Below are 22,732 nucleotides of genomic sequence, written 5' to 3'. Positions count from 1 at the left end.
TTTTTTTAATATTCGTCTTCATTGAATAGAAAATCTCCTTTACTAGGATAATCGGGCCAAATATCTTCAATACTCTCATACACATCCCCTTCGTCCTCGATTTCTTGCAAATTCTCGATCACTTCTAATGGCGCTCCCGAACGAATTGCATAATCAATTAATTCATCTTTAGATGCTGGCCATGGCGCATCTTCTAGCTTTGTCGCTAATTCTAGGGTCCAATACATAGTTTTATTTTTGCTTTTTTTTAACAGTTTGCGAATATAATTTTTTTTTCTGAATTTACAAGTTTGTCTCCCATTTAATTTCTTCCTTACCCATATCGATCAAAACTTTTCGGGAAAGAATAAATAAATAATCCGACAGTCTATTTATATATTTCAATAATAATGGATTAACATCAACCTCCTCATTTAACTCATTAGCGCGACGCTCAGCTCTACGACAAACTGTGCGGGCAATATGACAGTAAGCATTAAGAGGATGACCTCCAGGTAAAACAAAATTATTTAACTCTGGTAAACTCTCATCCATTCTATCCATCTCCTTTTCTAACAAAAGGATATCATCTTCAACAATAATTAACTTTTCTTTCAGATCAGACTTAGTATCATCAGTTGCCAGGCGAGAACCTATTAAGAATAATTTATTTTGAATCAAAAGTAAAACTTCACTCGACTTTGTTTCAATTTCATGAGATCTAATCAATCCAATATATGAATTTAATTCATCCACAGTTCCATATGCTTCGAGGCGTAAATGATGCTTAGGCACTCGAGTTCCACCAATTAAGCCAGTGGTTCCAGAATCTCCCGTTTTAGTATATACTTTAAACTTTGTCATGATTGTCTTTTTAAATCAACTTTAGAAGGTAAAATGAAGTTTAATAATCATTTTTTCTATCAGTTACACAAAGTTAAAATTTAGACTCACATTTCATAACAATTTATCAAAGATTTTATATTAATAATTCACTGCTATTTATATGAGCTAGAACTCAGGTTATGATCTTGCTTTTTCAGTCCTTTTCGAGCAATTAATACCCCGATATCAAACAAATCCAAACTCACATTAAAGCGTTCCATTTTTTTTAAGCGATTCCATAAGAGATTCATTTCCTCTTCCTTATTGATATTCTCAATAATCAGATAAGATTCCATATTCAAGTATCTATCCAGATTCTTTTCGAATTCGAGCAATACATCAGGAGCTACTGTTCTTGATATTTGAATTAAATCAAAAGCATGATGATTGCTTACTTCTAATTCACAAAACCTTAGATTAGAAACGCCCTGTTCTTTTAGAATTGATTGCGAGAAAGCGATCGCATATGAACGTGCTCCCAAACAAAACAAGGTTCTACGCGTATCAAGTTTAGCCAGATATGTCAAATTCAATCCTGAATCATCGCCTATAAAGGCAATATTTTGAGGATTTACAAAATTCACTAATCGAAATAAAAAACGATTTAATTTTGTACAATCTTTCAAATGCTCATATTCCGATTTAAACCAAAAAGCTTGTTCTACATTCAAGGATTCATCTAAAACCTTTTCCTTTAAAATAACAAGCATATTCTGACATTGCCTATCCAGCTTTTTAAATGGATAATAATGCATTTTAGCCTCTATCACATTTCGAACTATGTGGTAGATATAAGGAGAATCAATCCCAAAACCTCTATAATGCATGGAAACTAATCGCGTAAATCGTTTTTGTACCTGATACTTTAAGTGGGGCATCTAGCTTTAATTTAAGATTCTAAGATGAAGATAAAAAAAAGTATTAAAAACAATAAATAAGCCATTCAATAGTATTACTATTTTATTGTATTTTTGATTTTGCCAATCAAGATTCGTAAATCAAACTGAACTTAAATAATCAATCCTAAATTTGTTTGCAAGGATTACTTATAAGAGATTTGCAGCTTTGGATTCCTCAAATGAAATCAATTATTAAATGTCAGAGTTAGCAGGACTGGATATAAAATTTTTACCTGGAGTTGGTCCTAAAAAAGCCTTACTCCTAAAGCAAGAACTCTCTATACACAGTTACGAGGATTTGCTTTACCATTTCCCCTACAAATATATTGACCGAACCAAGTTTTATAAAACCACTGAGATTCATTCAAAACTCCCTTACATACAAGTAAAGGGCAAAATTACCGACATGCAAACTATTGGTGAAAAACGTCAGCAACGCTTGGTTGCTAATTTCACTGATGGGCATGGTATAATTGAACTAGTTTGGTTTAAGGGAATAAAATTTGTGAAATCAAGTATTAAAACCAATACAGAATACATCGTTTTTGGAAAACCGGCAGAATTTAATCACCGTATAAATGTGGTACATCCTGAATTGGAAGAATGTACTCCCAACAAAAATAAAATTCAGGCGTCATTACAAGCCTTCTACCCTACGTCTGAGAAGATGAAAGCTGGCTATGTGAATTCAAAAGCTATTCATAAGTTTCAGGAAGCCATTTTAAATTCAGTCAATGGTAAGATTCCCGAAACACTTCCAGCCTATCTGGTTAAACATTTGAATTTAATTAATCTTCATGATGCACTTTTGCAGATTCATTATCCAGAAAACACAGAAATTTTAAAACAAGCTCAGTATCGTTTAAAATTTGAAGAGCTCTTCTACATTCAGCTGAATATTCTGAAAAAGAAGATGAAGAGAAGGATTCTCTACCAAGGGCATCAATTCATCAAGATCGGGGAATACTTTAATTCATTTTTTCAAAACAATCTTCCTTTTGAACTGACTAATGCTCAAAAAAGAGTTTTAAAAGAGATTAGAAAAGAAGTTGGGCTTGGCAAACAAATGAATCGTCTTTTACAAGGTGATGTGGGAAGTGGTAAAACCCTAGTTGGATTAATGAGTATGCTTATGGCACTTGACAATGGTTGTCAAGCCTGCCTAATGGCACCTACTGAGATTCTTGCAACCCAGCATTTAGAAACAATTGCTGAATTCCTTGATGGCATTAATGTAAACTACGCCCTACTGACTGGCTCAACAAAAGCCAAAGACAGAAAAATAATACACGAACATCTGCTAAGTGGAGAGTTGCAAATTATTATTGGCACACATGCTCTTCTCGAAGATATCGTGCAATTCAAAAACCTGGGTTTTGTTATTATAGATGAACAGCACCGTTTTGGTGTTGCACAACGTGCTAAATTATGGGCTAAGAATCCTATTCCGCCTCACATATTAGTGATGACCGCAACTCCTATTCCACGAACTCTCGCTATGACGCTTTATGGTGATTTGGAAGTATCAGTTATTGACGAACTACCGCCGGGTCGTAAACCCATTCAAACCGTTCATTATTTTGAGAACAAAAGACAAGAGGTTTACAAGTTTATGAAAAAACAGATCGATTTGGGACGTCAGATCTATTTGGTTTATCCAATGATTAAGGAATCAGAGAAAATGGACTACAAAAACCTTGAAGAAGGTTACGAATCTGTGGCTAGTTTTTTCTCTCCTGAAAAGTATGGTATCAGTATGGTTCATGGTAAAATGAAACCTGCCGATAAAGATGCCGAGATGCAACGCTTTGCTAAGGGAGAAACTCAAATCATGGTAGCCACTACAGTTATTGAGGTTGGAGTGAATGTTCCCAATGCCTCTGTCATGATTATAGAAAGTACCGAGCGTTTTGGACTATCACAACTTCATCAACTTCGTGGACGTGTAGGTCGTGGAGCTGATCAATCCTACTGTATCCTCATGTCGAGCTACAAACTTTCGAATGAATCAAAAAAACGAATTGAAACCATGGTGAGAACCAATGATGGTTTCGAAATTGCTGAAGTAGACTTAAAACTTAGAGGACCTGGTGATATTGAAGGAACTCAGCAAAGTGGAATTGCCTACGATCTTAAAATAGCCAATCTGGCAAAGGATGGACAGATATTACAGTATGCTAGAGACATTGCCCAAAGCATACTCGACAAAGATCCTTTACTTGATAAAGAAATTAACTTTACACTAGCCAAACAAGTAAAACGACTCAGTAAAGCTCAATTCAACTGGAGTGTTATCAGCTAACAACTCACCTGACGAATAACCTGAAATTAAAGATAAATATCAAAAAACGAGTGACTAATCTCAATATTTAAATTATTTTAGCCCTCATCGTTTAATATTCTTAGAACCAAAATCTATCAATTAATGAGAAAAATTACCCCATTTATTTTAGCCTTTCTATTTTGTGCATTTTTTGCACCTCAGAAAGCGAAGTCTCAAGTCAATTTCGAGTTCGAAAGCTCTTTTGATAACTTAAACTCACTGGATTCAGTAAGCGTATTTTCATCTGCCTTCGGTTTTGCACGTATTGGAGGACAAAACTATGCAGGAGTTCGCCTTAACCCTGAACTACGTCTTGGAAAAGTAGGTGTTGGATTCGACATTCCTGTTTATTTCAATTTGGACGACGGAAAAATGTTCACCGATGAATTTAAAGGAGGAACGGGTTTACTGCGAATGATTTCATACTTAAGCTATGGCAAAAAGAAGAAAGACCCTGTATACATTAAAGTGGGTCAGCTGAGAGGAGAACATGTTGGTTATGGCAGCTTGGTAAACAACTACAGCAATTCAATGAGTTTTGAGAAACGTAAAACAGGAATTAGCTACGATATCTGTATCAAAAAAATGTTTGGTGTAGAAGGTATGTACAGCGATTTCAACACAGGATCTTTCAACTTATTCGCTATCCGACCTTATGTTCGACCTTTTGGTGCCAGCAAAATTCCAGTAATTAAAACCCTTGATATGGGTTTCACCTACGTGAAGGATAAAGATAAAAATAAGCGATACGATGAGAGCAATGACATTAACCATTTCCTTGAGGATGGCATGAGTGCCTGGAGTATCGATATGGGAATCACATTGGTTAATTCTTCGGTATTCAATCTTGAATGGTATGCACACTATAGCCAATTGAGAAAAGTTGAATCTGATAGTTTGAAAACTTATTTTGCTGCTCCTGAAACACTGGCAAGTTATGATAATGGCACAGGAATGGGTGTTGGTATAAATGCGAATATGAAAGTTATTGGTAACTTATTTAAATTGAATGCTCGCATCGAACGTCTTTGGTATAGCGACAATTACATGCCTCAATTCTTCGATGCTATGTATGAGCTAAATAAAGATGCTAAAATTGCTCAACTAGGTAGAGCAGAAAAACAAGAAGGTATTTACGGGTCTCTTAATGCAAGTATTCTTGATAAAATTATTGTTGGCGGTAACCTATTACTCCCTGATGATATCAGCGAAACTTCGCCAGCCTTCATGCAGCTTCATTTAAGAACCAAAGATCTTTTCGATAGAATCTTAATTGAAGGTAGTTATAGCAAAGGAAACCTGACAAAGCTTGATGATGCTTTCAGGTTTGATGAGAACTCACTTGCTCTTATGCGTTTCGCCTATAAAGTTAGCCCTATCCTTTATACTGGTATTGATTACCGTTGGGCTTGGGTAGAAAAAGATAATGGAAAATACAAAATTGACAATTCAGTAATGCCCTATGTGGCTCTGAAATTCAATTTCTAAAACCATCTTAGAAATACATAAAAGCGGAACTTGCAGTGTGCAGGTTCCGCTTTCTTGCACCTACCACAAACTAACTCACTTATTTCAAACAAAATACACACATTCACATTTTCTTCACTGATGTGATTAAACAATCAAAACAATTAATTAAACACATAATCGAAGGGCCATAACAGCGTCTTTATCTTAAAATCATTCTAAATTAAAAAGCATTTCAAGAATACCGAAAATAATGATTTTTTTCTCTAATTCATCAAACAGACTGTGTTCAACACAGATAGATGAAAAATTGCTATCTCTAGTTTACAAAACAGGCGAAGTCCCTCTATTTAAACAGATAATAAATAAACTAGGCTCCTGATGCTATCTGACCTAAAGTGTTATTTTTGCTGATGTGTGATAAAAATAATGGATTTTAAACATGTTGAACAACAAAGTCTAATCAACTGCTAAATAGATAAATAACTCTTTGCATTTAGGTTTTAAACTTCAATTTGATATCAACTAGAATTAAAGTTCACACAGCTAAACAGCGAGACGAAAATACATGCAGAACAATAAGCAAATAGATCACGTCGGAACCATTACTGAGATAAAAGACGAGAAAATAACAGTTAGTATACTCAATGTATCGGCCTGTTCGGGATGCCATGCCAAGTCTGCCTGCTCCATGTCTGATATGAAAGAGAAGAACATCGACATCATCGATTATAGCAAATCATTCAAAGTTGGCGAGCAAGTAAAAGTTGTCTACAGTGAATCCTTAGGATGGTTGGCCCTGGTCTTAGCCTATGTTCTACCCTTTGTCTTAGTCTTAATCACTCTATTTATCGCTTCAGCATTTACGAACGAACTAATAAGTGGTTTAATCGCTTTAGGTATCTTAATACCTTATTATTGTTTTCTTTATTTTTTTAAAGATCGACTTCAGAAAACGTTTTCATTCACTATACATAAAATTGTAAATATCTAAAAACAATGAACATTATAGTTATCACGATTATTGCTTTGTGTGCTATTGGAGTTGCTGCTGCAATCATCCTTTACTTTGTAGCACAAAAATTCAAAGTATACGAAGATCCTCGTATCGACGAGGTAGAAGAATCATTGCCTGCAGCAAACTGTGGAGGTTGCGGTTACCCGGGATGTAGAGCGTTTGCCGAAGCATTAGTTAAAGCCGACGATATATCAAACTTAAACTGCCCTGTTGGCGGAGCCGCGGTCATGTCTCATGTTGGTGCCCTTTTAGGACACGAAATAAAAGCTGCTGACCCAACGGTTGCCGTTGTTTGTTGTAATGGAACTTGCGAAAACCGTCCGAAAACCAATATTTACGATGGTGCTGCTTCTTGTACTATTGCAGCTTCTTTGTACTCTGGTGATACGGGTTGTCAATATGGCTGCTTAGGTTTAGGAGAATGTGTTGACGCTTGTAATTTCGATGCCATGTATATGGATGAAAAAACTGGCTTACCAGTTATTATCGAAGACAAGTGTGTATCATGTGGGGCTTGTGTTAAGGCTTGTCCCAATAGCATAATCGAACTAAGAAAGAAAGGCCCTAAAAGTCGACGTATTTTTGTTTCATGTGTGAACAAAGACAAAGGTGGTATCGCTAAAAAAGCATGTTCGGTTGCTTGTATTGGTTGTGGTAAATGTGTGAAAGAATGTCCTTTCGATGCCATAACACTTGAAAACAACTTGGCTTATATCGATTATAATAAATGTAAGCTGTGTCGTAAATGTGTTATAGTTTGCCCCACAAACGCCATTCACGAGTTAAACTTTCCACCTCGAAAAGAAAAGCCTACCGATGCTTCGGTAGCCAAACCTACTGCTGCAACTGTAAAGCCAGTTGCAAAACCAGTAGCAAAGTCTGAAGCTGATACAGCTGCAAAAAGCGAAGACAAAGAGAACGGAACATCTGATAACAAATAATTTTAAGTGTAAGTACATAGAGTTATATAAGTATTTATAAATACTTAAAGTTCTAAAAGACTTTAGAAACTTGTAAATACTTTAGGCACTCAAGGCACTTAGAAACTAAAAAAACAAGGAGGACAATCAGTGTTAAAAACATTTTCAATAGGGGGAATTCATCCAGAAGAAAATAAACTTTCTGCCCAAAGCGCAATCCAAGAATTGCCAATTCCTCAAATAGCGACTATTCCAATTGCTCAACATATTGGTGCACCTGCCAAGGCTATCGTCAAAAAAGGCGATGTGGTTAAAGTCGGTCAAGTGATTGCTCAAGCGTCAGGTTTTGTATCTGCCAACATTCATTCTTCGGTATCGGGAACGGTATTTAAGCTTGATGAAGTGATGGATGGAACTGGTTTCCGCCGGACTTCTATCATTATTAATGTTGAAGGCGATGAGTGGTTAGAGCATATCGACAGAAGTGAAGATCTTGTCACAGAAATCACTCATACCAAAGAAGAAATTATCAAACGTGTTAGCGATGCTGGTATCGTTGGTTTGGGTGGTGCAACTTTCCCTGCTCACGTGAAACTTTCAGTTCCTCCAGGCAAAACGGCTGAGGTGCTTATCATCAATGCTGTTGAGTGTGAGCCTTATTTAACTTCAGACCATAGAGTAATGCTTGAGAAAGCTGATGAAGTTATGGTGGGAACCGAAATCCTAATGAAAGCTTTAGGAGTTAACAGAGCCATCATCGGTATTGAAAACAACAAGCCCGATGCCATAGCTCACATGACTCAAGTTGCAACAAAATATACAGGTATTGAAGTTTGTCCTTTAAAAACACAATACCCTCAGGGTGGTGAGAAACAATTAATTTCTGCTACCATGAACCGTGAAGTTCCATCGGGAGCACTTCCAATCGAAGTAGGTGCAGTGGTGCAAAACGTAGGTACTGCATTTGCTGTTTACGAAGCAGTTCAGAAGAACAAGCCATTATTCGAACGTATAGCAACTATCACTGGTAAGTCTTTAAAGAATCCATCGAACTGGAAGTTCAGAGTGGGAACACCTGTAAGCGACATTATTGAAGCGGCTGGTGGTTTACCTGAAGACACTGCCAAGATTGTTGGCGGTGGTCCGATGATGGGTAAAGCATTGGTTAGCCTTGATGTGCCTTTAACCAAAGGAAGCTCGGGATTACTTTTATTGGCTCAAGAAGAAACCGCTCGTAAGGCAACAAAAGCCTGTATCCGTTGTGGTAAATGTGTTTCAGTTTGTCCTATGGGATTAGAACCATATTTGCTAATGGTATTGGCTGACAAAAAAGAATACGAGCGACTTGAAAAAGATGCCATTATGGATTGTATCGAATGTGGCTCATGTAGTTTCACCTGTCCGGCTACTCGCCCACTATTGGACTATATCCGATTGGGTAAAGGTAAGGTTGGTCAGATTATGCGTTCAAGGAAATAAGGTTGAAGGATAAAGGAATGAAAGGTTAAAAACACACGACCTTTTATTCGATCACTTTAACATTTTCACTTTAACCTTTATACTTTAAACTTTTTAATTTAAAAAATATGAACACCAAAGTACTTGTCGCACCATCACCACATATACACAGCGGTGATTCCATACAGAAAAATATGTATGGTGTGGTTTTCGCGATGCTTCCGGCTCTTCTATTATCCTTCTTTTACTTTGGTATGGGTGCCTTTATTGTGACCCTTACTGCCGTTGCATCATGTTACCTTTTCGAATTTTCAATTCAAAAATATTTACTTAAAGTAGAACCTTCTATTAAAGATGGTTCAGCTTTAATAACTGGTATTCTTTTAGCATTTAACATGCCTGCCAACCTACCAATCTGGATCATCATTATTGGTGCCTTGGTTGCAATTGGTATTGGTAAATTAACATTTGGAGGACTAGGAAACAATATTTTCAACCCAGCACTTGTGGGACGTGTTTTCCTATTGATCTCCTTCCCAGTTCAAATGACATCATGGCCTAAAGCTCTAGGTTTTGAAACCTCATATTTTGATGCTGAAACAGGTGCTACGCCTTTGGCTATCATCAAAGAAGGTTTGAATAAAGGTGATTCCTTAACTGATCTATTAGCTAAACTACCCTCAAACGTAGATATGTTCCTTGGGAATATGGGTGGTTCACTGGGAGAGGTTGCTGGAGCCGCTCTTATTCTCGGCCTAATCTATATGTTATTCAAGAAAATTATCACTTGGCACATTCCTGTTTCAATTATTGCAACAGTTGCTATTTTCTCAGGTATTTTAAACCTTTCAAATCCTGAAGCTTATGCTGGTCCTGCTTTCCATATTCTAACGGGTGGTTTATTGTTGGGAGCTATTTTTATGGCAACCGACTATGTAACTTCTCCTATGTCGAACAAGGGCATGATAATTTATGGTATTGGCATCGGTATTCTTACCGTTGTGATTCGTGTATTTGGAGCTTATCCTGAAGGGGTATCATTTGCCATTCTCATTATGAATGGATTTGTGCCACTTATTAATGTATCTGTTAAACCTAAGCGTTTCGGCGAAAAAAGGAAATAATCATGGCTGGTAAAAAAGAATCTACATTTATAAATATGGTTCTGGTGTTGTTTATAATAACACTAGTAGCATCAGCTGCTTTGGGTGGTCTTTACGAACTAACCAAAGAACCAATTGCCAAGGCAAAACTGAACAAAAAATTAAAAGCGATTGAAGAAGTGGTTCCTGCCTTCGACAACAACCCTAGTGAGGAGATGTACGAAGTAGCCATGCCTAGTGGCGACAAACTGGAATTCTATCCTGCTACAATGGGTGGGAAATTAGTTGGAACCGCTGTAAAAACCTTTACAACCAATGGCTTTTCAGGCTATGTTTGGGTAATGGTGGGTTTTAAACCCGATGGTACAGTGAACAACTACTCGGTTTTGGAACACAAGGAAACTCCGGGCTTGGGTACAAAGATGGCTGACTGGTTCAAACCTGTTGATCCAACAAAAGTAAAACTAAGTCTGGTTGAAAAACTAGGTAAACTAGTCGGTATTAAACCTGCAGCCACAAAAGGAGGCGCAGAGGGTGACAAAAAAAGTATCGTTGGAAAAAATCCAGGTACAATTAATTTTACAGTGAGTAAGGATGGCGGCGATATCGATGCAATTACAGCGGCAACCATCAGTTCACGAGCTTTCTTGGATGCTGTTCAGACAGCATACAATGAGTATATGAAAAAAAACAACAACAAGGAGATTAGTCATGTGGGCACGCATTCTTCAGCAACATCAAAGCAGGCTACAAACTCAAATAAAGAAGGAGGCAAGTCATGAATAACATGCAAAATTTTACAAAAGGATTTTTTAAGGAGAATGCAGTTTTCGTATTACTTCTTGGTATGTGTCCAACATTGGGTGTAACCTCATCGGCTATCAATGGTTTGGGAATGGGCTTGGCTACAACCTTCGTACTGATTATGTCGAACTTGGTGATCTCATTGGTGAGCACCATGATTCCTGACAAGGTTAAGATTCCCTCATTTATTGTAATTATCGCCTCTTTCGTCACCATAGTTGACCTGGTAATGGCCGGTTATGTGCCTGCCCTTCACGAGCAATTGGGTGTGTTTATTCCACTGATTGTTGTTAACTGTGTGGTACTAGGACGTGCCGAAGCATTTGCTTCAAAAAACAAATTGGTTCCTTCCATTATAGATGGTGCCGGTATGGGATTGGGTTTCTCTATGGCACTAACCATGCTGGGAGCCGTTCGTGAATTTTTTGGAACGGGTAAAGTGTTTGACTTCCCTATTTTCAAAGAAAATTATGGCATGCTGGTATTCGTATTGGCGCCAGGTGCTTTCTTGGCATTGGGCTATCTGATTGCAATTATTAACCGATTAAGAAAAGCTTAAGGAGAAATAATCATGGAGTATATTATAATTATTATATCAGCCATATTCGTTAATAACGTTGTTTTGGCTCAGTTCCTTGGAATTTGTCCTTTCCTTGGTGTATCGAAAAAAGTATCAACAGCTGTAGGGATGACAGGAGCCGTAACCTTTGTTATGATTTTGGCTACCATCGTTACCTACCTGATTCAGAAATATGTATTGGACGCCTTTGGCATTGGTTTCATGCAAACCATCACCTTTATTTTGGTAATTGCATCATTGGTGCAATTGGTCGAGATTATCCTTAAAAAGGTGAGTCCTGCCTTATATCAGGCTTTGGGTGTATTTCTGCCTCTTATCACCACAAACTGTGCGATTCTTGGGGTAGCTATCATGACCATTCAGAAGGATTACAACCTTTTGGAAGCCGTTGTGTTCTCTGGAGCATCAGCCATCGGTTTTGGTTTGGCACTAGTCCTGTTTGCAGGACTTCGTGAGCATCTTGACTTGGTTGACCTGCCCAAAGGCATTAAAGGCACACCAGCGGCTCTTATTGTAGCAGGATTATTGGCTATGGCCTTTATGGGATTCTCTGGAATTGTTTAACAAAAATTAAGGTTTTTTAAAATAATGTGCTATATTCGTACATCGTTTCAGAAATAACCTAAATCCCCATATGATCGTGCCCCGAGCACGCAAGAAAAAAACAGCCAGTTCGAACTATCGAGCTGGCTGTTTTTGTTTTATTTCCTTTACTCTTTATAAATAAAGAACTTCAATTGTATGTTTATAAAAAACATTTATATTTGACATAAACATATATGCAAAATCACCTACAAACCAATTAGTCTACATGAAACCCTATATTTTAAGCCTTTTATTTTTACTTACGATCAACTCTTTGTACTCACAGGTTAGCATCTACGATCGCGACAAAGCCGTGACTTTGATTAATCAGGCAAATGCAGAGATTAAAGTAGAAAACTATTCTCAAGCCATCATTAAATTAAAAACATCCATTAAGTTGGACTCTACTTTAAGAGATGCCTTCACCCTAATAAATAAGGCTTATTACGAAACAGGCAACAGAGATTCACAAGTCGAATATTTAAAAAAGGCAAAATTGATTTATACCGATGATGATGAATTCCCTTATCATCTGGGGAAAATATATCAGAAGGAAAATAAACTAAAAGCAGCCATTGCTGAATACGATACAGCCATCAAGTTTAGTAAAGTTAATGGGGAGGATTATGAAATTGTTTACGACTATTACGCTAATAGAGGCATCTGTTATTTAAAACAGAATTTATTTTCTGATGCAGTAGCAGACTTCGATTATGCTATAAAACTGAACGATATGAAAGGTAGTATCTATACCAATAGAGGTATTGCTTTATTTCAAATGAAAAAGAAAGAGGAAGCTTGTAAAAGTTGGGAAAAGGCTCTGGAATTAGGTCAAAATGTAGAGCCATACCTCAAAAAATATTGCAAATAATTTTTAATATCACCTACTAAAAAAGCTCATCGAAAGAATCAACTTTCAATGAGCTTTATTTTTGCCTTATTTTTTTATTAAAAGAAGAGAAATGGTAGAATAATACCAACGGCAATCAGCCATTTACCTCTGCCCTTAATCCCCTTTTTGCCAGGTACAATAAACATGCCTGATAATGCAAATATAAGCATGGCTACAGCAAAAATATCTGCCATCAAAGTCCATCCTCTTTTACTGTTATAATGCAGCTTATTCATAAAATAAACCCACTGTTTCTTTTGATACACTTCAAACTTTAGCTCACCATTTGTAGGATCATAAGTTCCCAAGCCACCTTTTAAATAGACATTGTATGCATGACCTTCGGGTATAATCCTATTCAGCGGATAATCAGTCAAATTCTCATTCCAATAAGCCCTTAGTTGATCTGGTTTAAGACTTGAAGCCAATTGGTGATTTATATATTCCGTTTTATAAGCCGGATCTTCACCTTTCTTTTTATGATTCAATATGATGCCCGAGATGGCATAAATAAGGGTAATGCCAACAAAGAAATAGCCCAAATCCCGGTGGGTTAATCTAAGCCACTTGCGTATATTTTTTTTACTCCACAACTTCATAACTTGTTCCGTCTACATAATAAATCGCATAGTAATCTTTATTGTTTGCTTTCATCCAATCGCGCATTTCTTTGATGTTAGCCATCTCAGAACTACACTGTTTTCCAGCATCTTCATTTTTGTGCTTCTCTTTCACGTCAGTCTCCCACTCATCAATCTCAGAAGTTGCTAACCTTTTCTCACGAAGAATGCCAGTTACCAATAAATCATTGCCAGCAATCTCCTTATTAAAACCTTCAAGATCGCCAGTGGCTTCAACACGAATAGATAGATTCCCTTCTGCATTTTTTAAGATGCATCGCTTTCCTGAATGTGCACATACGTGGTTTACAACACCTTTAAAATGAATCTCCTCTCCTACTTTGTCAGCAGCAACAGCCATTACTTGTTCAATATTAAGCGTTAGAGATTTCCCTTCTGTTAACACTGCTGATTCTGTTTTCTGTTTCTTAGAATCAGACTGTGTAAAATTACATGACATAATGCTTAGGCAAAGAGCCAATAAACTTAAATATTTCATCATTTTAGATTTTGGGTTATTAATCTGTTTAATTGTTTGTTTTGATTAACAAACCTATCATTTACTAAACATATTTCCAAGCATTATAACAATTCATTAACAAATACAAAGAAGACATTTATCTCTTTTTATATTTATCATTAAGCATGAAAAACCATAAACTAAATACTTCTACTTATCTTTACAATCTGAAACGAAATAATCACAATAAACAACAAAAATGAATCAAGACGACTTTAATAAGATAAAGCAAATCAAAAAAGAAAATAAAGAAGCTTATAAAGCTTGGACAAGAAAAGATGATGATGAAATGATTAACTTTTTTTTTGATGGTGTAAGCGTTGGTGATATGGCTATCAAACTAAATAGAACCAAAGGTGCCATTCGTGCTAGAATTAGAAAAATGGAACTGACTCAAATTAAAAAGAAATCATCTCCTTCATCTGACCAATCAAAAAAATAATTTGAAACTAGCTCTGACTAGTCTTTTATTATTAAAATATTTCCATACATTTGACAAAGTTTTACGGGGGTGCCAAATATAACAGGCTGAGATTATACCCTTAAAAACCTGATTCGGATAATGCCGACGAAGGGAGTTAATATTATTCTGATTTCTGTATACCAGCCTTCTGTAAAACACACATTTTTTTTTGAACATAGTAATTGATAAGGGGTGCCCTATGGGCTGAGATCACACCCTCATAACCTGATTCGGATCATACCGACGTAGGAATATCAACCATTGGCACAGGCCTCTTCTCATTTACTACAAAACAAATTCGTATGAAGGTTTATGTAAATGATGAATGCATTGATACTGCTGATGCTTCTAATATTTCTCTGCTGCTTAAACAGCTCAACACCACTCCCAAAGGTATAGCTGTTGCCATAGGTGCCAATATAATCCCCTCAAACCTGTGGGATGATTACCAATTAAAGGAGGATGATCAAGTTTTGTTGATTCGCGCTACTCAAGGCGGTTAATCAATTCGTTAACAAAACGGCTCTATGTCGAATATAGTGGGGGAAGTTTAATTTGTTAGACAACACTATCTTTTATAGCTGTAATGATTGAACATTGATTTAAGAGATCTTATAAACCAAGTGGATGATTAGTAAAACTGGGAAGTTCCGAGCTTGTCGAGGAAATCACCCAGCTGCACTTATCATTCAGGCAGTTTAAAGATTGATGAAATCGCGGTTCTTGAACTTTTGGTTCTTTTGTTTCAAGACAAAAGAACAAGAAAAAAAAAGGCTTAAAAATAATTTACCCTCCTAAAACAACATAGTACCTATAAACTTATATCTCCATCCTATGACACCAATCGTTATAACAGCTCCTGAAATTATTCAGGATGAAGTGAACTTATGGGAAGCTCTCTTTTTAGCCGGGCTTCAGCGTCTGCATGTCCGGAAACCACATGCCTCAGTCTCACAGCTAAAAGATATGCTCATCAGTTTGCCCGAAAAATACCATTTCCGAGTGATTCTTCATCAACATCATATATTGACCGATGATTTTAAACTGGGTGGTATTCATTTCAAAAGTATTAATCAGCCTGAAGAATTTCCAATAAAGGATAAAAACTTAAGCCGAAGTAAATCATGTCATACCCCAAGAGAAATCTTAAATAATTACAAAAACTATGATTATGTCTTCCTGAGTCCAATTTTCGATTCAATCTCAAAAAAAGGCTATTCTTCGGCTTTTTATACCGATGAGATCAAAACATTCTTTCAGGATAATCCACTCGTTAAAAATTGCATTGCTCTGGGTGGGATTAGTGCGAGAAACACACAAGAGTGTTTGGATCTGGGCTTTGCTGGATGTGCTCTATTAGGCTCTATTTGGGAGGGTGACGATCTCACTCCAAATCTTATATCAAAACGATTTCGAAATAATCTATCCCATACCAAACCCATACTTGAGAATACAAACATTTCTAGTTTTCAATTCATCACTAACGATTTCTCCGAACTGGATGAACTGGAGCAAATCCGACAAGTTTGTGAAGCTGGTGCTAATTGGATTCAACTTCGACTAAAAAATCGATCAACAGAAGATATCATACAATTGGGCAAACATGCCGCTGAGATCTGCCAACATTATCAGGCGACATTCATCCTTAACGATCACGCCCATCTGGTAAAGGAAATTGGTGCAGACGGGGTACACCTGGGTAAAGCGGATATGTCTCCCATTGAAGCTCGCGAACTTTTGGGAGTAAACTACATCATTGGAGGAACAGCCAACAATATGGATGATGTGCACCAACTTCACAAGGCAGGTGTGGATTATATCGGCTTAGGGCCCTTTCGCTTTACACATACTAAAAAGAATTTAGCTCCTGTTTTAGGACTGGAAGGCTACAAAGAAATCTTACAGGCATGCCAAAATGGAAATATCAATACTCCCATTGTTGCCATTGGTGGCATTGAGGTAGAAGATACCACAAAGCTTATGGAAATTGGCCTAAACGGCATTGCCCTTTCCTCATCCGTAACATCTGCTAAGAATATTAGCAACACAACAAGAAACTACCTTAAACAACTAATAAATCCATTATGCAAAAACTAACTATTTCTGGACAGGAATTCAATTCCCGCCTCTTTCTTGGAACTGGAAAATTCAGCTCCAATCAACTTATGGAGCAAGCTCTGATTGCCTCTGGCAGTGATATGGTCACAACGGCACTTCGAAGAGTAGACTTACAAAATACAGAAGATGATATCTTAAAGCATATCAATCCTAATCGTTTTAGATTACTACCTAATACATCAGGCGTAAGAACTGCTAAAGAAGCCGTGTTTGCAGCAGAACTAGCAAGAGAAGCTCTTCAAACCAATTGGTTAAAACTTGAAATTCACCCCGATCCCAAATATTTACTTGCCGATACGGTAGAAACACTTAAAGCCTGTGAGCAACTGGCAAAAAAGGGCTTTATCGTTCTGCCTTATATGCAAGCCGATCCTATTCTCGCCAAACAGCTGGAAGAAGTTGGCGCGGCCGCCGTTATGCCATTGGGTTCGCCAATTGGGAGTAATAAAGGCCTGATTACTCGTGAATTTATTAAGATTATTATCGAGCAAGCAAACGTCCCTGTTATTGTTGATGCAGGCATTGGAGCTCCAAGTCATGCAGCCGAAGCTATGGAAATGGGGGCCGATGCAGTTTTAGTCAATACGGCTATTGCTGTTTCTAATGATCCCGTCATGATGGCTGAAGCTTTCAAACTAGCAGTAAAAGCCGGACGTATGGCTTTCGAAGCCAAACTTGTCGCACAATTAAACATGGCAGAAGCTAGTAGTCCTTTAACTTCATTTCTAGACTTATAATAATGAGCTTTTTTGACACTTTAAAGCAATACGATTGGGACAGCATAAAGGACAATATTTATGCTAAAACAGAACAAGATGTTTTGTATGCTCTAAGCCATAAAGCCTGTAATCTAGAAGATTTCAAGGCTTTAATTTCACCTGCTGCAGCTCCTTATTTGGAACAGATGGCTCAAAAGAGTATGCTCCAGACACAAAAACGTTTCGGTAAAACCATACAACTCTATGTGCCACTTTATTTATCAAACACCTGTTCGAACTCCTGTGTTTATTGTGGTTTCAGCCATAAAAACAAAATCGAACGCGTAACACTTAGCGAGGAGCAAATTCTGAAAGAAGCTATAGCCATAAAAGAAATGGGCTTTGATCATTTACTTCTAGTCACAGGTGAACATCAAAAAGAAGCTGGTTTTGCTTATCTGATGCGTTCAATAGAAATTCTTCGACCTCATTTTGCTCAAATATCAGTTGAAGTTCAGCCCATGAGCACCGAAGAATATCAGCAATTAATGCAAGTTGGTTTGCACGCCGTTTACGTTTATCAGGAAACTTATCATCAAGAGAATTACAAGAGCTATCACCCTGCTGGAAAGAAATCAGATTTTACTTATCGCCTTGAAACACCTGATAGACTAGGGAAAGCAGGTATTCATAAAATAGGATTAGGTTGTCTTTTAGGTTTAGAAGATTGGCGTTCTGACATCTGGCATATTGCCCTTCATCTCTCCTATTTAGAGAAGCACTACTGGAAAAGTCGTTATTCAATTTCCTTTCCCCGATTACGGCCAAATGCAGGTGGTTTTCAACCCAATATGGAAATTTCAGATCGAGAACTCCTACAAGTTATTTGTGCCTTTCGACTTCTTAATCAAGAAGTGGAACTCTCTCTCTCAACTAGAGAAACGCCCACTTTCCGTGATCATGTATTCAAACTTGGAATCACAGCTATGAGTGCCGGATCTAAAACAGAACCAGGTGGCTATGCCGTCCACACCAAAGCTCTTGAACAATTCGAGGTCTCAGATCAAAGAAGTCCAAATGAGATAAAAGTTATGCTTCAAAAAAATCAATACGAAGCTGTTTGGAAAGATTGGGACAGCTACATGTAAAAGGGAATAAGGTTAACGATGAAACAAAGTTAAAGGATAAAGTGATAAAAAAGAAACCACTTGACTATTGACTATTGACTATTGACTATTGACTGTTTATCACTTACTGTTAGACTGTTAGACCTTTTTAATAAAACAAACCTATGGATATAACAAAACTAAACCATAAAGAATTGGACCGCTATCAGCGTCAGATTATCATACCAGGTTTTGGTGAAGAGGCTCAAACCAAATTGAAGCATGCTCGTGTCTTAATTATCGGAGCTGGTGGTCTCGCATCTCCTATACTAAAATACCTCTGTTCAACAGGTATAGGTTGTATAGGCTTGATGGATAGTGATGTGGTTGAAGTCAGCAATCTGCAAAGGCAAATCATGTACGATGAGTGCGACAAGGGACAATACAAGGTTGAAGTCAGCGCGAGAAAGTTGAAGGAACAAAATCCAGATATAAACATCCAATGTTTCAATTTCAGATTGACTGCTGACAAAGCTATTGATCTTTTTGGTCGATACGACTTGATTATAGATGCTTGTGACAATTTTGAAACCCGTTACATCATTTGCAGTGCAGCTAAAAAAACTGATAAGCCATGGATTTATGCCTCAGTGTTTGAATACGGAGGACAAGTTTCTGTATTTAATTACAAGACCAAAACGCAATACGCCGATTTGTATCCCGAAGCTCCTGAACAAGTTCCCCTTTCTGATGGAAAAAAAATTGGTGTACTTCCAGTTGTACCAGGACTTATTGGAATGATTCAGGCTACAGAAGTCATTAAAATAATCACTGGAATTGGTCAAATTCTGGATGGAGAATTGCTGCTCTACAATGCTTTGGATTTAAGCTGCATGAAACTAAAGATTGGAAAACAAGCTTAAATGTAATCAAGGATAAAGACTAAAGGATGTTTAAGGTTAAAGTGAAAAAAGGAGCACCGACAACTGACCTTTAAACTGTTAGACTTTTGGACCTTTGGACCTTTGGACTTTAAAACTTTTAAATAAATACTAAATAAAATATAAGATGAATAAAAAAGACATTAACAAACTGATATCAAGGGATGCATTTCCAAATTCTGAAAAGATATACATTAAGGGTGAAATGGAGGGTGTCAACGTGGCCATGCGTCAAATCAAGCTGAGTCCAACACGAAATTCCGATGATACAGTTGAGGAGAATGCTCCCCTTACAGTATATGATACTTCGGGTCCATATACCGATCCTAAGATTGATATTGATCTGAATAAAGGATTAGCAAAAATCAGACAAACCTGGATTGAGGATAGAAGAGGTGAAACCAATCAAAGTCAAATGTACTTTGCACGAAAAGGCATTATCACGCCTGAAATGGAATACGTGGCTATTCGTGAAAATCAAGGTTTGAGTGCAGAGCAACTACAAAAAGGTGAAAAACTGGTTACACCTGAGTTTGTTCGCGAAGAAGTTGCTAGTGGTCGTGCCATCATTCCAGCCAATATAAATCACCCAGAAAGTGAGCCCATGATTATTGGTCGAAACTTCTTAACTAAGATTAATGCCAATATTGGGAATTCTCCTGTCGACTCAAGCATCGATAAAGAAGTCGAAAAGGCTGTTTGGGCTTACCGTTGGGGAGCCGATACCATTATGGATTTGAGTACTGGCGAAAACATTCACCAAACTCGTGAGTGGATTCTTCGTAATTCGCCGGTACCTGTTGGTACAGTTCCTTTGTATCAAGCATTGGAAAAAATCAAGGGTAAATCTGAAGATTTGAGCTGGGAAATTTTCCGTGAAACACTAATTGAACAAGCCGAACAAGGTGTTGATTATTTTACCATTCATGCAGGTCTATTATGGCGTCATATTCGTCATACAATTAAGCGTACAACAGGTATTGTTTCACGTGGAGGTGCGATTATGGCTAAGTGGTGTATGTTCCATCATCAGGAAAGCTTTTTGTATACTCACTTTGATGAGATCTGTGATATTATGGCCAAATACGACATCGCTATTTCATTGGGAGATGCTTTACGCCCGGGTTCTATTGCCGATGCCAACGACCGTGCTCAATTTGCCGAACTAGAAACGCTAGGTGAGCTTTGTCAACGCGCTTGGGATAAAGGTGTACAAGTTATGATTGAAGGTCCCGGCCATGTACCCATGCACAAGATCAAAGAGAATATGGAATTGCAAGAGAAGTATTGCAATAATGCTCCTTTTTATACTTTAGGCCCTATCACCACTGATATTGCCCCTGGTTACGATCACATTACATCTGCAATTGGAGGAGCCATGATTGGTTGGTTAGGAACTGCTATGCTGTGCTATGTTACGCCTAAAGAGCATTTGGGATTACCAAACAAAGATGATGTTAAAATTGGTGTGATTACCTACAAAATTGCGGCTCACGTTTCCGATTTAGCTAAAGGTGTTGTTGGAGCTCAAGTTCGTGACAATGCCATGAGTAAGGCTCGTTTTGAATTCAGATGGAAAGATCAGTTCTGTATTGCCTTGGATCCTGATACAGCAATGCAATTCCATGACGAAACGCTTCCTGATGAAGGCTCCAAACAATCACACTTTTGCTCCATGTGTGGGGAGCATTTCTGCTCGATGAAAGCTAGTAGAGATGTTCGCGATATGGCTGCCAAAAAAGAACAAAAACGCAAAGAATTTCAGGAAGCAGGAGGCGAGGTTTATAACTAAACATTTTTTCATCTTGCCAGTAAATCAAAACGCCCTGCTTAATTTATAAGCAGGGCATTTTTTTATAAAAATGATTAATCTTGGTCGATGACTATTTTCTTCATTATAACTTTATCATCCAATTCAATCTTCAAAATATACATTCCTGACTTTAAAGATAAATTGACGAAAGTCTTTTTCTCATAAAGTTTCTGGCTATAAACAGCCTGACCACTCAAACTTATTATACTAAGATTAGCAGGATCAACTGGTCGCTTATTCAACTCAAGGTGAAACGCCCCTTTCGAAGGATTTGGGTATTGAGATACACTGACTTCTTCAGAATCCCAATCCTCAATTCCGGTCACATTATCAACAGTCACAACGACTGAAGTTTCTTCTGATTTTAACTCTCCATCATTGACTATAAGCTTGAAAACAAAATCAGTAGAGACATGAACATTAGGAGACATGAATGTAGGCATAGGATCGTGAACATGTGATAGCTCAATCCCTTCAGGAGAAGACCATACAAAGTCTAAATAATCTCCATCCGGATCATAAGAATTCCAGGCATCAAGTGTCACCTTCGTATTATTAGGCACAATTTGATTTTCTCCGGCAATAGCAACTGGTCTCTCATTTACATCCCCTATTGTAATCAACACATCTTCAACAGTTGACGTAAATAAGCCATCCGAAACACAAATACCTAAACTGTAACTTTTTTGATTCTCAAAATTAATCTTGCTATTATCAGCAACAGCTATTTCCCCTGTAGATGAATTAAGTACAAAAATGCCATCCGAATTTCCTGATAAGATTGTCCATTCGATATAAGTCGTTCCAGTATCAGCATCTGTCGCTAAAACTTTACCGATATTAGTATTATTTGCAACATTTTCGTCAACAATGAAATTCTGAGTTGCTATCACAAAAGGTATATTATCGTTGATATTATTCACATTAACAGTGATTACCTTTGGAACGCTGATATTTGTCCCATCGCTTACAGTGACTGTTAACGAGTAACTTGTTTGGGTCTCAAAGTCCAAATTCGAATTATCCTTAACACTAATCTCACCACTTGTTGTATTGATGTCAAAGATGGCATCACCATTGCCACCAGTAATTGTCCAACTGCTGTAAACCGTTCCAGCATCTGCATCACTAACTAAAACATTTCCAACACTTGTGCTGTTAGTAGCATCCTCATTGATAGAGAAAATTTGACCTGATGTAATCATTGGAGTAGCATCATTATCATTGATTGTATAGGTATGTACTGTATTCTCTCCCAATGTCGCATTCACCGGATTTGAAAGAGTCACAATCACAGTTTCGTTATTCTCGTCTAATAAATCGTTAACAATACTGGCAATTGTGATATTCTTATTTTCGTTACCCGATACAAAAGTTAATGTTTCATTAGCTAAAATATAGTCTGTTCCGCTACCTGTTGCTGTTCCTGTAACGGTGTAATCAACTGCAACTGTTAATCCACTAGCTGACGATAAATCAACTTGTAAATTTGCACTACTTACAGATTCTGCTCCATTAGAACTACTTAAATTAAAAGCTA

23 protein-coding genes and 2 riboswitches are annotated in these 22,732 nt (G+C 37.3%); of the genes, 17 read left to right on the top strand and 6 right to left on the bottom strand.

What is annotated here, in order from left to right; translation table 11 throughout:
- Window positions 1–5 precede the first annotated feature (5 nt).
- From DWB61_RS16205 to DWB61_RS16195, 3 genes are all read right to left on the bottom strand, one after another.
- A complete protein-coding gene (locus DWB61_RS16205) occupies window positions 6–227 on the bottom strand; it encodes a DUF2795 domain-containing protein (protein ID WP_125031983.1) in 222 nt (73 codons plus the stop codon).
- 55 nt (window positions 228–282) lie between these two features.
- Window positions 283–843: a cob(I)yrinic acid a,c-diamide adenosyltransferase gene (locus DWB61_RS16200; RefSeq protein ID WP_125031982.1), complete on the bottom strand. Its 561-nt coding sequence runs from the start codon at window positions 841–843 to the stop codon at window positions 283–285.
- A 134-nt stretch (window positions 844–977) separates the two neighbouring features.
- Window positions 978–1,742, bottom strand: coding sequence for a hypothetical protein (locus tag DWB61_RS16195; protein ID WP_125031980.1), 765 nt, complete (start codon window positions 1,740–1,742; stop codon window positions 978–980).
- 217 nt (window positions 1,743–1,959) lie between these two features.
- Between DWB61_RS16195 and recG the strand changes: the two genes are divergently transcribed.
- From recG to DWB61_RS16145, 10 genes are all read left to right on the top strand, one after another.
- On the top strand, window positions 1,960–4,065 hold the full coding sequence (gene recG / locus DWB61_RS16190; protein ID WP_125031979.1) for an ATP-dependent DNA helicase RecG: 2,106 nt from the start codon (window positions 1,960–1,962) through the stop codon (window positions 4,063–4,065).
- Window positions 4,066–4,188: 123 nt separating this feature from the next.
- Window positions 4,189–5,574, top strand: a complete 1,386-nt coding sequence (locus DWB61_RS16185; RefSeq protein ID WP_125031977.1) for a hypothetical protein — start codon at window positions 4,189–4,191, stop codon at window positions 5,572–5,574.
- A gap of 547 nt (window positions 5,575–6,121) precedes the next feature.
- The gene (locus DWB61_RS16180) at window positions 6,122–6,547 is read left to right on the top strand and encodes a SoxR reducing system RseC family protein (protein WP_125031976.1); all 426 of its coding nucleotides are present in this window, start codon (window positions 6,122–6,124) and stop codon (window positions 6,545–6,547) included.
- Window positions 6,548–6,552: 5 nt separating this feature from the next.
- On the top strand, window positions 6,553–7,512 hold the full coding sequence (locus DWB61_RS16175; protein WP_125031975.1) for a Fe-S cluster domain-containing protein: 960 nt from the start codon (window positions 6,553–6,555) through the stop codon (window positions 7,510–7,512).
- Between the two features lie 129 nt (window positions 7,513–7,641).
- On the top strand, window positions 7,642–8,970 hold the full coding sequence (gene rsxC, locus DWB61_RS16170; protein ID WP_125031974.1) for an electron transport complex subunit RsxC: 1,329 nt from the start codon (window positions 7,642–7,644) through the stop codon (window positions 8,968–8,970).
- A 107-nt stretch (window positions 8,971–9,077) separates the two neighbouring features.
- Window positions 9,078–10,073: an RnfABCDGE type electron transport complex subunit D gene (locus DWB61_RS16165; RefSeq protein ID WP_125031972.1), complete on the top strand. Its 996-nt coding sequence runs from the start codon at window positions 9,078–9,080 to the stop codon at window positions 10,071–10,073.
- A gap of 2 nt (window positions 10,074–10,075) precedes the next feature.
- Window positions 10,076–10,834: an RnfABCDGE type electron transport complex subunit G gene (locus DWB61_RS16160; protein ID WP_125031971.1), complete on the top strand. Its 759-nt coding sequence runs from the start codon at window positions 10,076–10,078 to the stop codon at window positions 10,832–10,834.
- 5 nt (window positions 10,835–10,839) lie between these two features.
- Window positions 10,840–11,415 carry an RnfABCDGE type electron transport complex subunit E gene (locus tag DWB61_RS16155; protein WP_225423410.1) on the top strand — a complete coding sequence of 192 codons (576 nt, stop codon included), beginning with the start codon at window positions 10,840–10,842 and terminating at the stop codon, window positions 11,413–11,415.
- Window positions 11,416–11,427: 12 nt separating this feature from the next.
- Entirely contained in the window at window positions 11,428–12,000 is a 573-nt protein-coding gene (rsxA, locus tag DWB61_RS16150) for an electron transport complex subunit RsxA (RefSeq protein ID WP_125031968.1), read from the top strand.
- Between the two features lie 247 nt (window positions 12,001–12,247).
- Entirely contained in the window at window positions 12,248–12,892 is a 645-nt protein-coding gene (locus tag DWB61_RS16145; RefSeq protein ID WP_125031966.1) for a tetratricopeptide repeat protein, read from the top strand.
- A 77-nt stretch (window positions 12,893–12,969) separates the two neighbouring features.
- Here DWB61_RS16145 and DWB61_RS16140 read toward each other — a convergent pair whose 3' ends face one another.
- Both DWB61_RS16140 and DWB61_RS16135 read right to left on the bottom strand, forming a co-directional pair.
- Window positions 12,970–13,455 carry a PepSY-associated TM helix domain-containing protein gene (locus DWB61_RS16140; protein ID WP_158614452.1) on the bottom strand — a complete coding sequence of 162 codons (486 nt, stop codon included), beginning with the start codon at window positions 13,453–13,455 and terminating at the stop codon, window positions 12,970–12,972.
- A 40-nt stretch (window positions 13,456–13,495) separates the two neighbouring features.
- Window positions 13,496–14,032 carry a hypothetical protein gene (locus DWB61_RS16135; protein WP_125031963.1) on the bottom strand — a complete coding sequence of 179 codons (537 nt, stop codon included), beginning with the start codon at window positions 14,030–14,032 and terminating at the stop codon, window positions 13,496–13,498.
- Window positions 14,033–14,252: 220 nt separating this feature from the next.
- Between DWB61_RS16135 and DWB61_RS16130 the strand changes: the two genes are divergently transcribed.
- The 7 genes from DWB61_RS16130 (at window position 14,253) to thiC (ending at window position 21,171) form a co-directional block, all read left to right on the top strand.
- On the top strand, window positions 14,253–14,495 hold the full coding sequence (locus DWB61_RS16130) for a hypothetical protein (RefSeq protein ID WP_125031961.1): 243 nt from the start codon (window positions 14,253–14,255) through the stop codon (window positions 14,493–14,495).
- A 55-nt stretch (window positions 14,496–14,550) separates the two neighbouring features.
- A riboswitch (TPP riboswitch) is annotated at window positions 14,551–14,647 on the top strand.
- A gap of 47 nt (window positions 14,648–14,694) precedes the next feature.
- Window positions 14,695–14,785, top strand: a riboswitch (TPP riboswitch).
- A gap of 33 nt (window positions 14,786–14,818) precedes the next feature.
- A complete protein-coding gene (gene thiS, locus DWB61_RS16125) occupies window positions 14,819–15,019 on the top strand; it encodes a sulfur carrier protein ThiS (protein ID WP_125031960.1) in 201 nt (66 codons plus the stop codon).
- Between the two features lie 331 nt (window positions 15,020–15,350).
- Window positions 15,351–16,613 carry a thiamine phosphate synthase gene (locus DWB61_RS16120; RefSeq protein WP_125031959.1) on the top strand — a complete coding sequence of 421 codons (1,263 nt, stop codon included), beginning with the start codon at window positions 15,351–15,353 and terminating at the stop codon, window positions 16,611–16,613.
- Window positions 16,601–17,371: a thiazole synthase gene (locus DWB61_RS16115; protein ID WP_125031958.1), complete on the top strand. Its 771-nt coding sequence runs from the start codon at window positions 16,601–16,603 to the stop codon at window positions 17,369–17,371. Before DWB61_RS16120 ends, DWB61_RS16115 begins: the two co-directional genes overlap by 13 nt.
- Before the next feature lie 2 nt (window positions 17,372–17,373).
- Window positions 17,374–18,480 (top strand): 2-iminoacetate synthase ThiH, encoded by a 1,107-nt coding sequence (gene thiH / locus DWB61_RS16110; protein ID WP_125031957.1) that lies wholly within the window; start codon window positions 17,374–17,376, stop codon window positions 18,478–18,480.
- Window positions 18,481–18,623: 143 nt separating this feature from the next.
- Window positions 18,624–19,361, top strand: a complete 738-nt coding sequence (locus tag DWB61_RS16105) for a HesA/MoeB/ThiF family protein (protein WP_125031956.1) — start codon at window positions 18,624–18,626, stop codon at window positions 19,359–19,361.
- 145 nt (window positions 19,362–19,506) lie between these two features.
- Window positions 19,507–21,171: a phosphomethylpyrimidine synthase ThiC gene (gene thiC, locus DWB61_RS16100; protein ID WP_125031955.1), complete on the top strand. Its 1,665-nt coding sequence runs from the start codon at window positions 19,507–19,509 to the stop codon at window positions 21,169–21,171.
- Window positions 21,172–21,245: 74 nt separating this feature from the next.
- Here the strand turns inward: thiC and DWB61_RS16095 are convergent.
- Window positions 21,246–22,732 (bottom strand): cadherin domain-containing protein (locus tag DWB61_RS16095; protein WP_125031954.1); only part of this gene is annotated, 1,487 nt, incomplete at its 5' end.

It is taken from the genome of Ancylomarina euxina, assembly GCF_003863355.1.
GTDB classification, from domain to species: Bacteria; Bacteroidota; Bacteroidia; order Bacteroidales; family Marinifilaceae; genus Ancylomarina; species Ancylomarina euxinus.
Note: the sequence above shows the minus strand (reverse complement) of the source record. Positions and strands in the feature narration are given on the sequence as shown.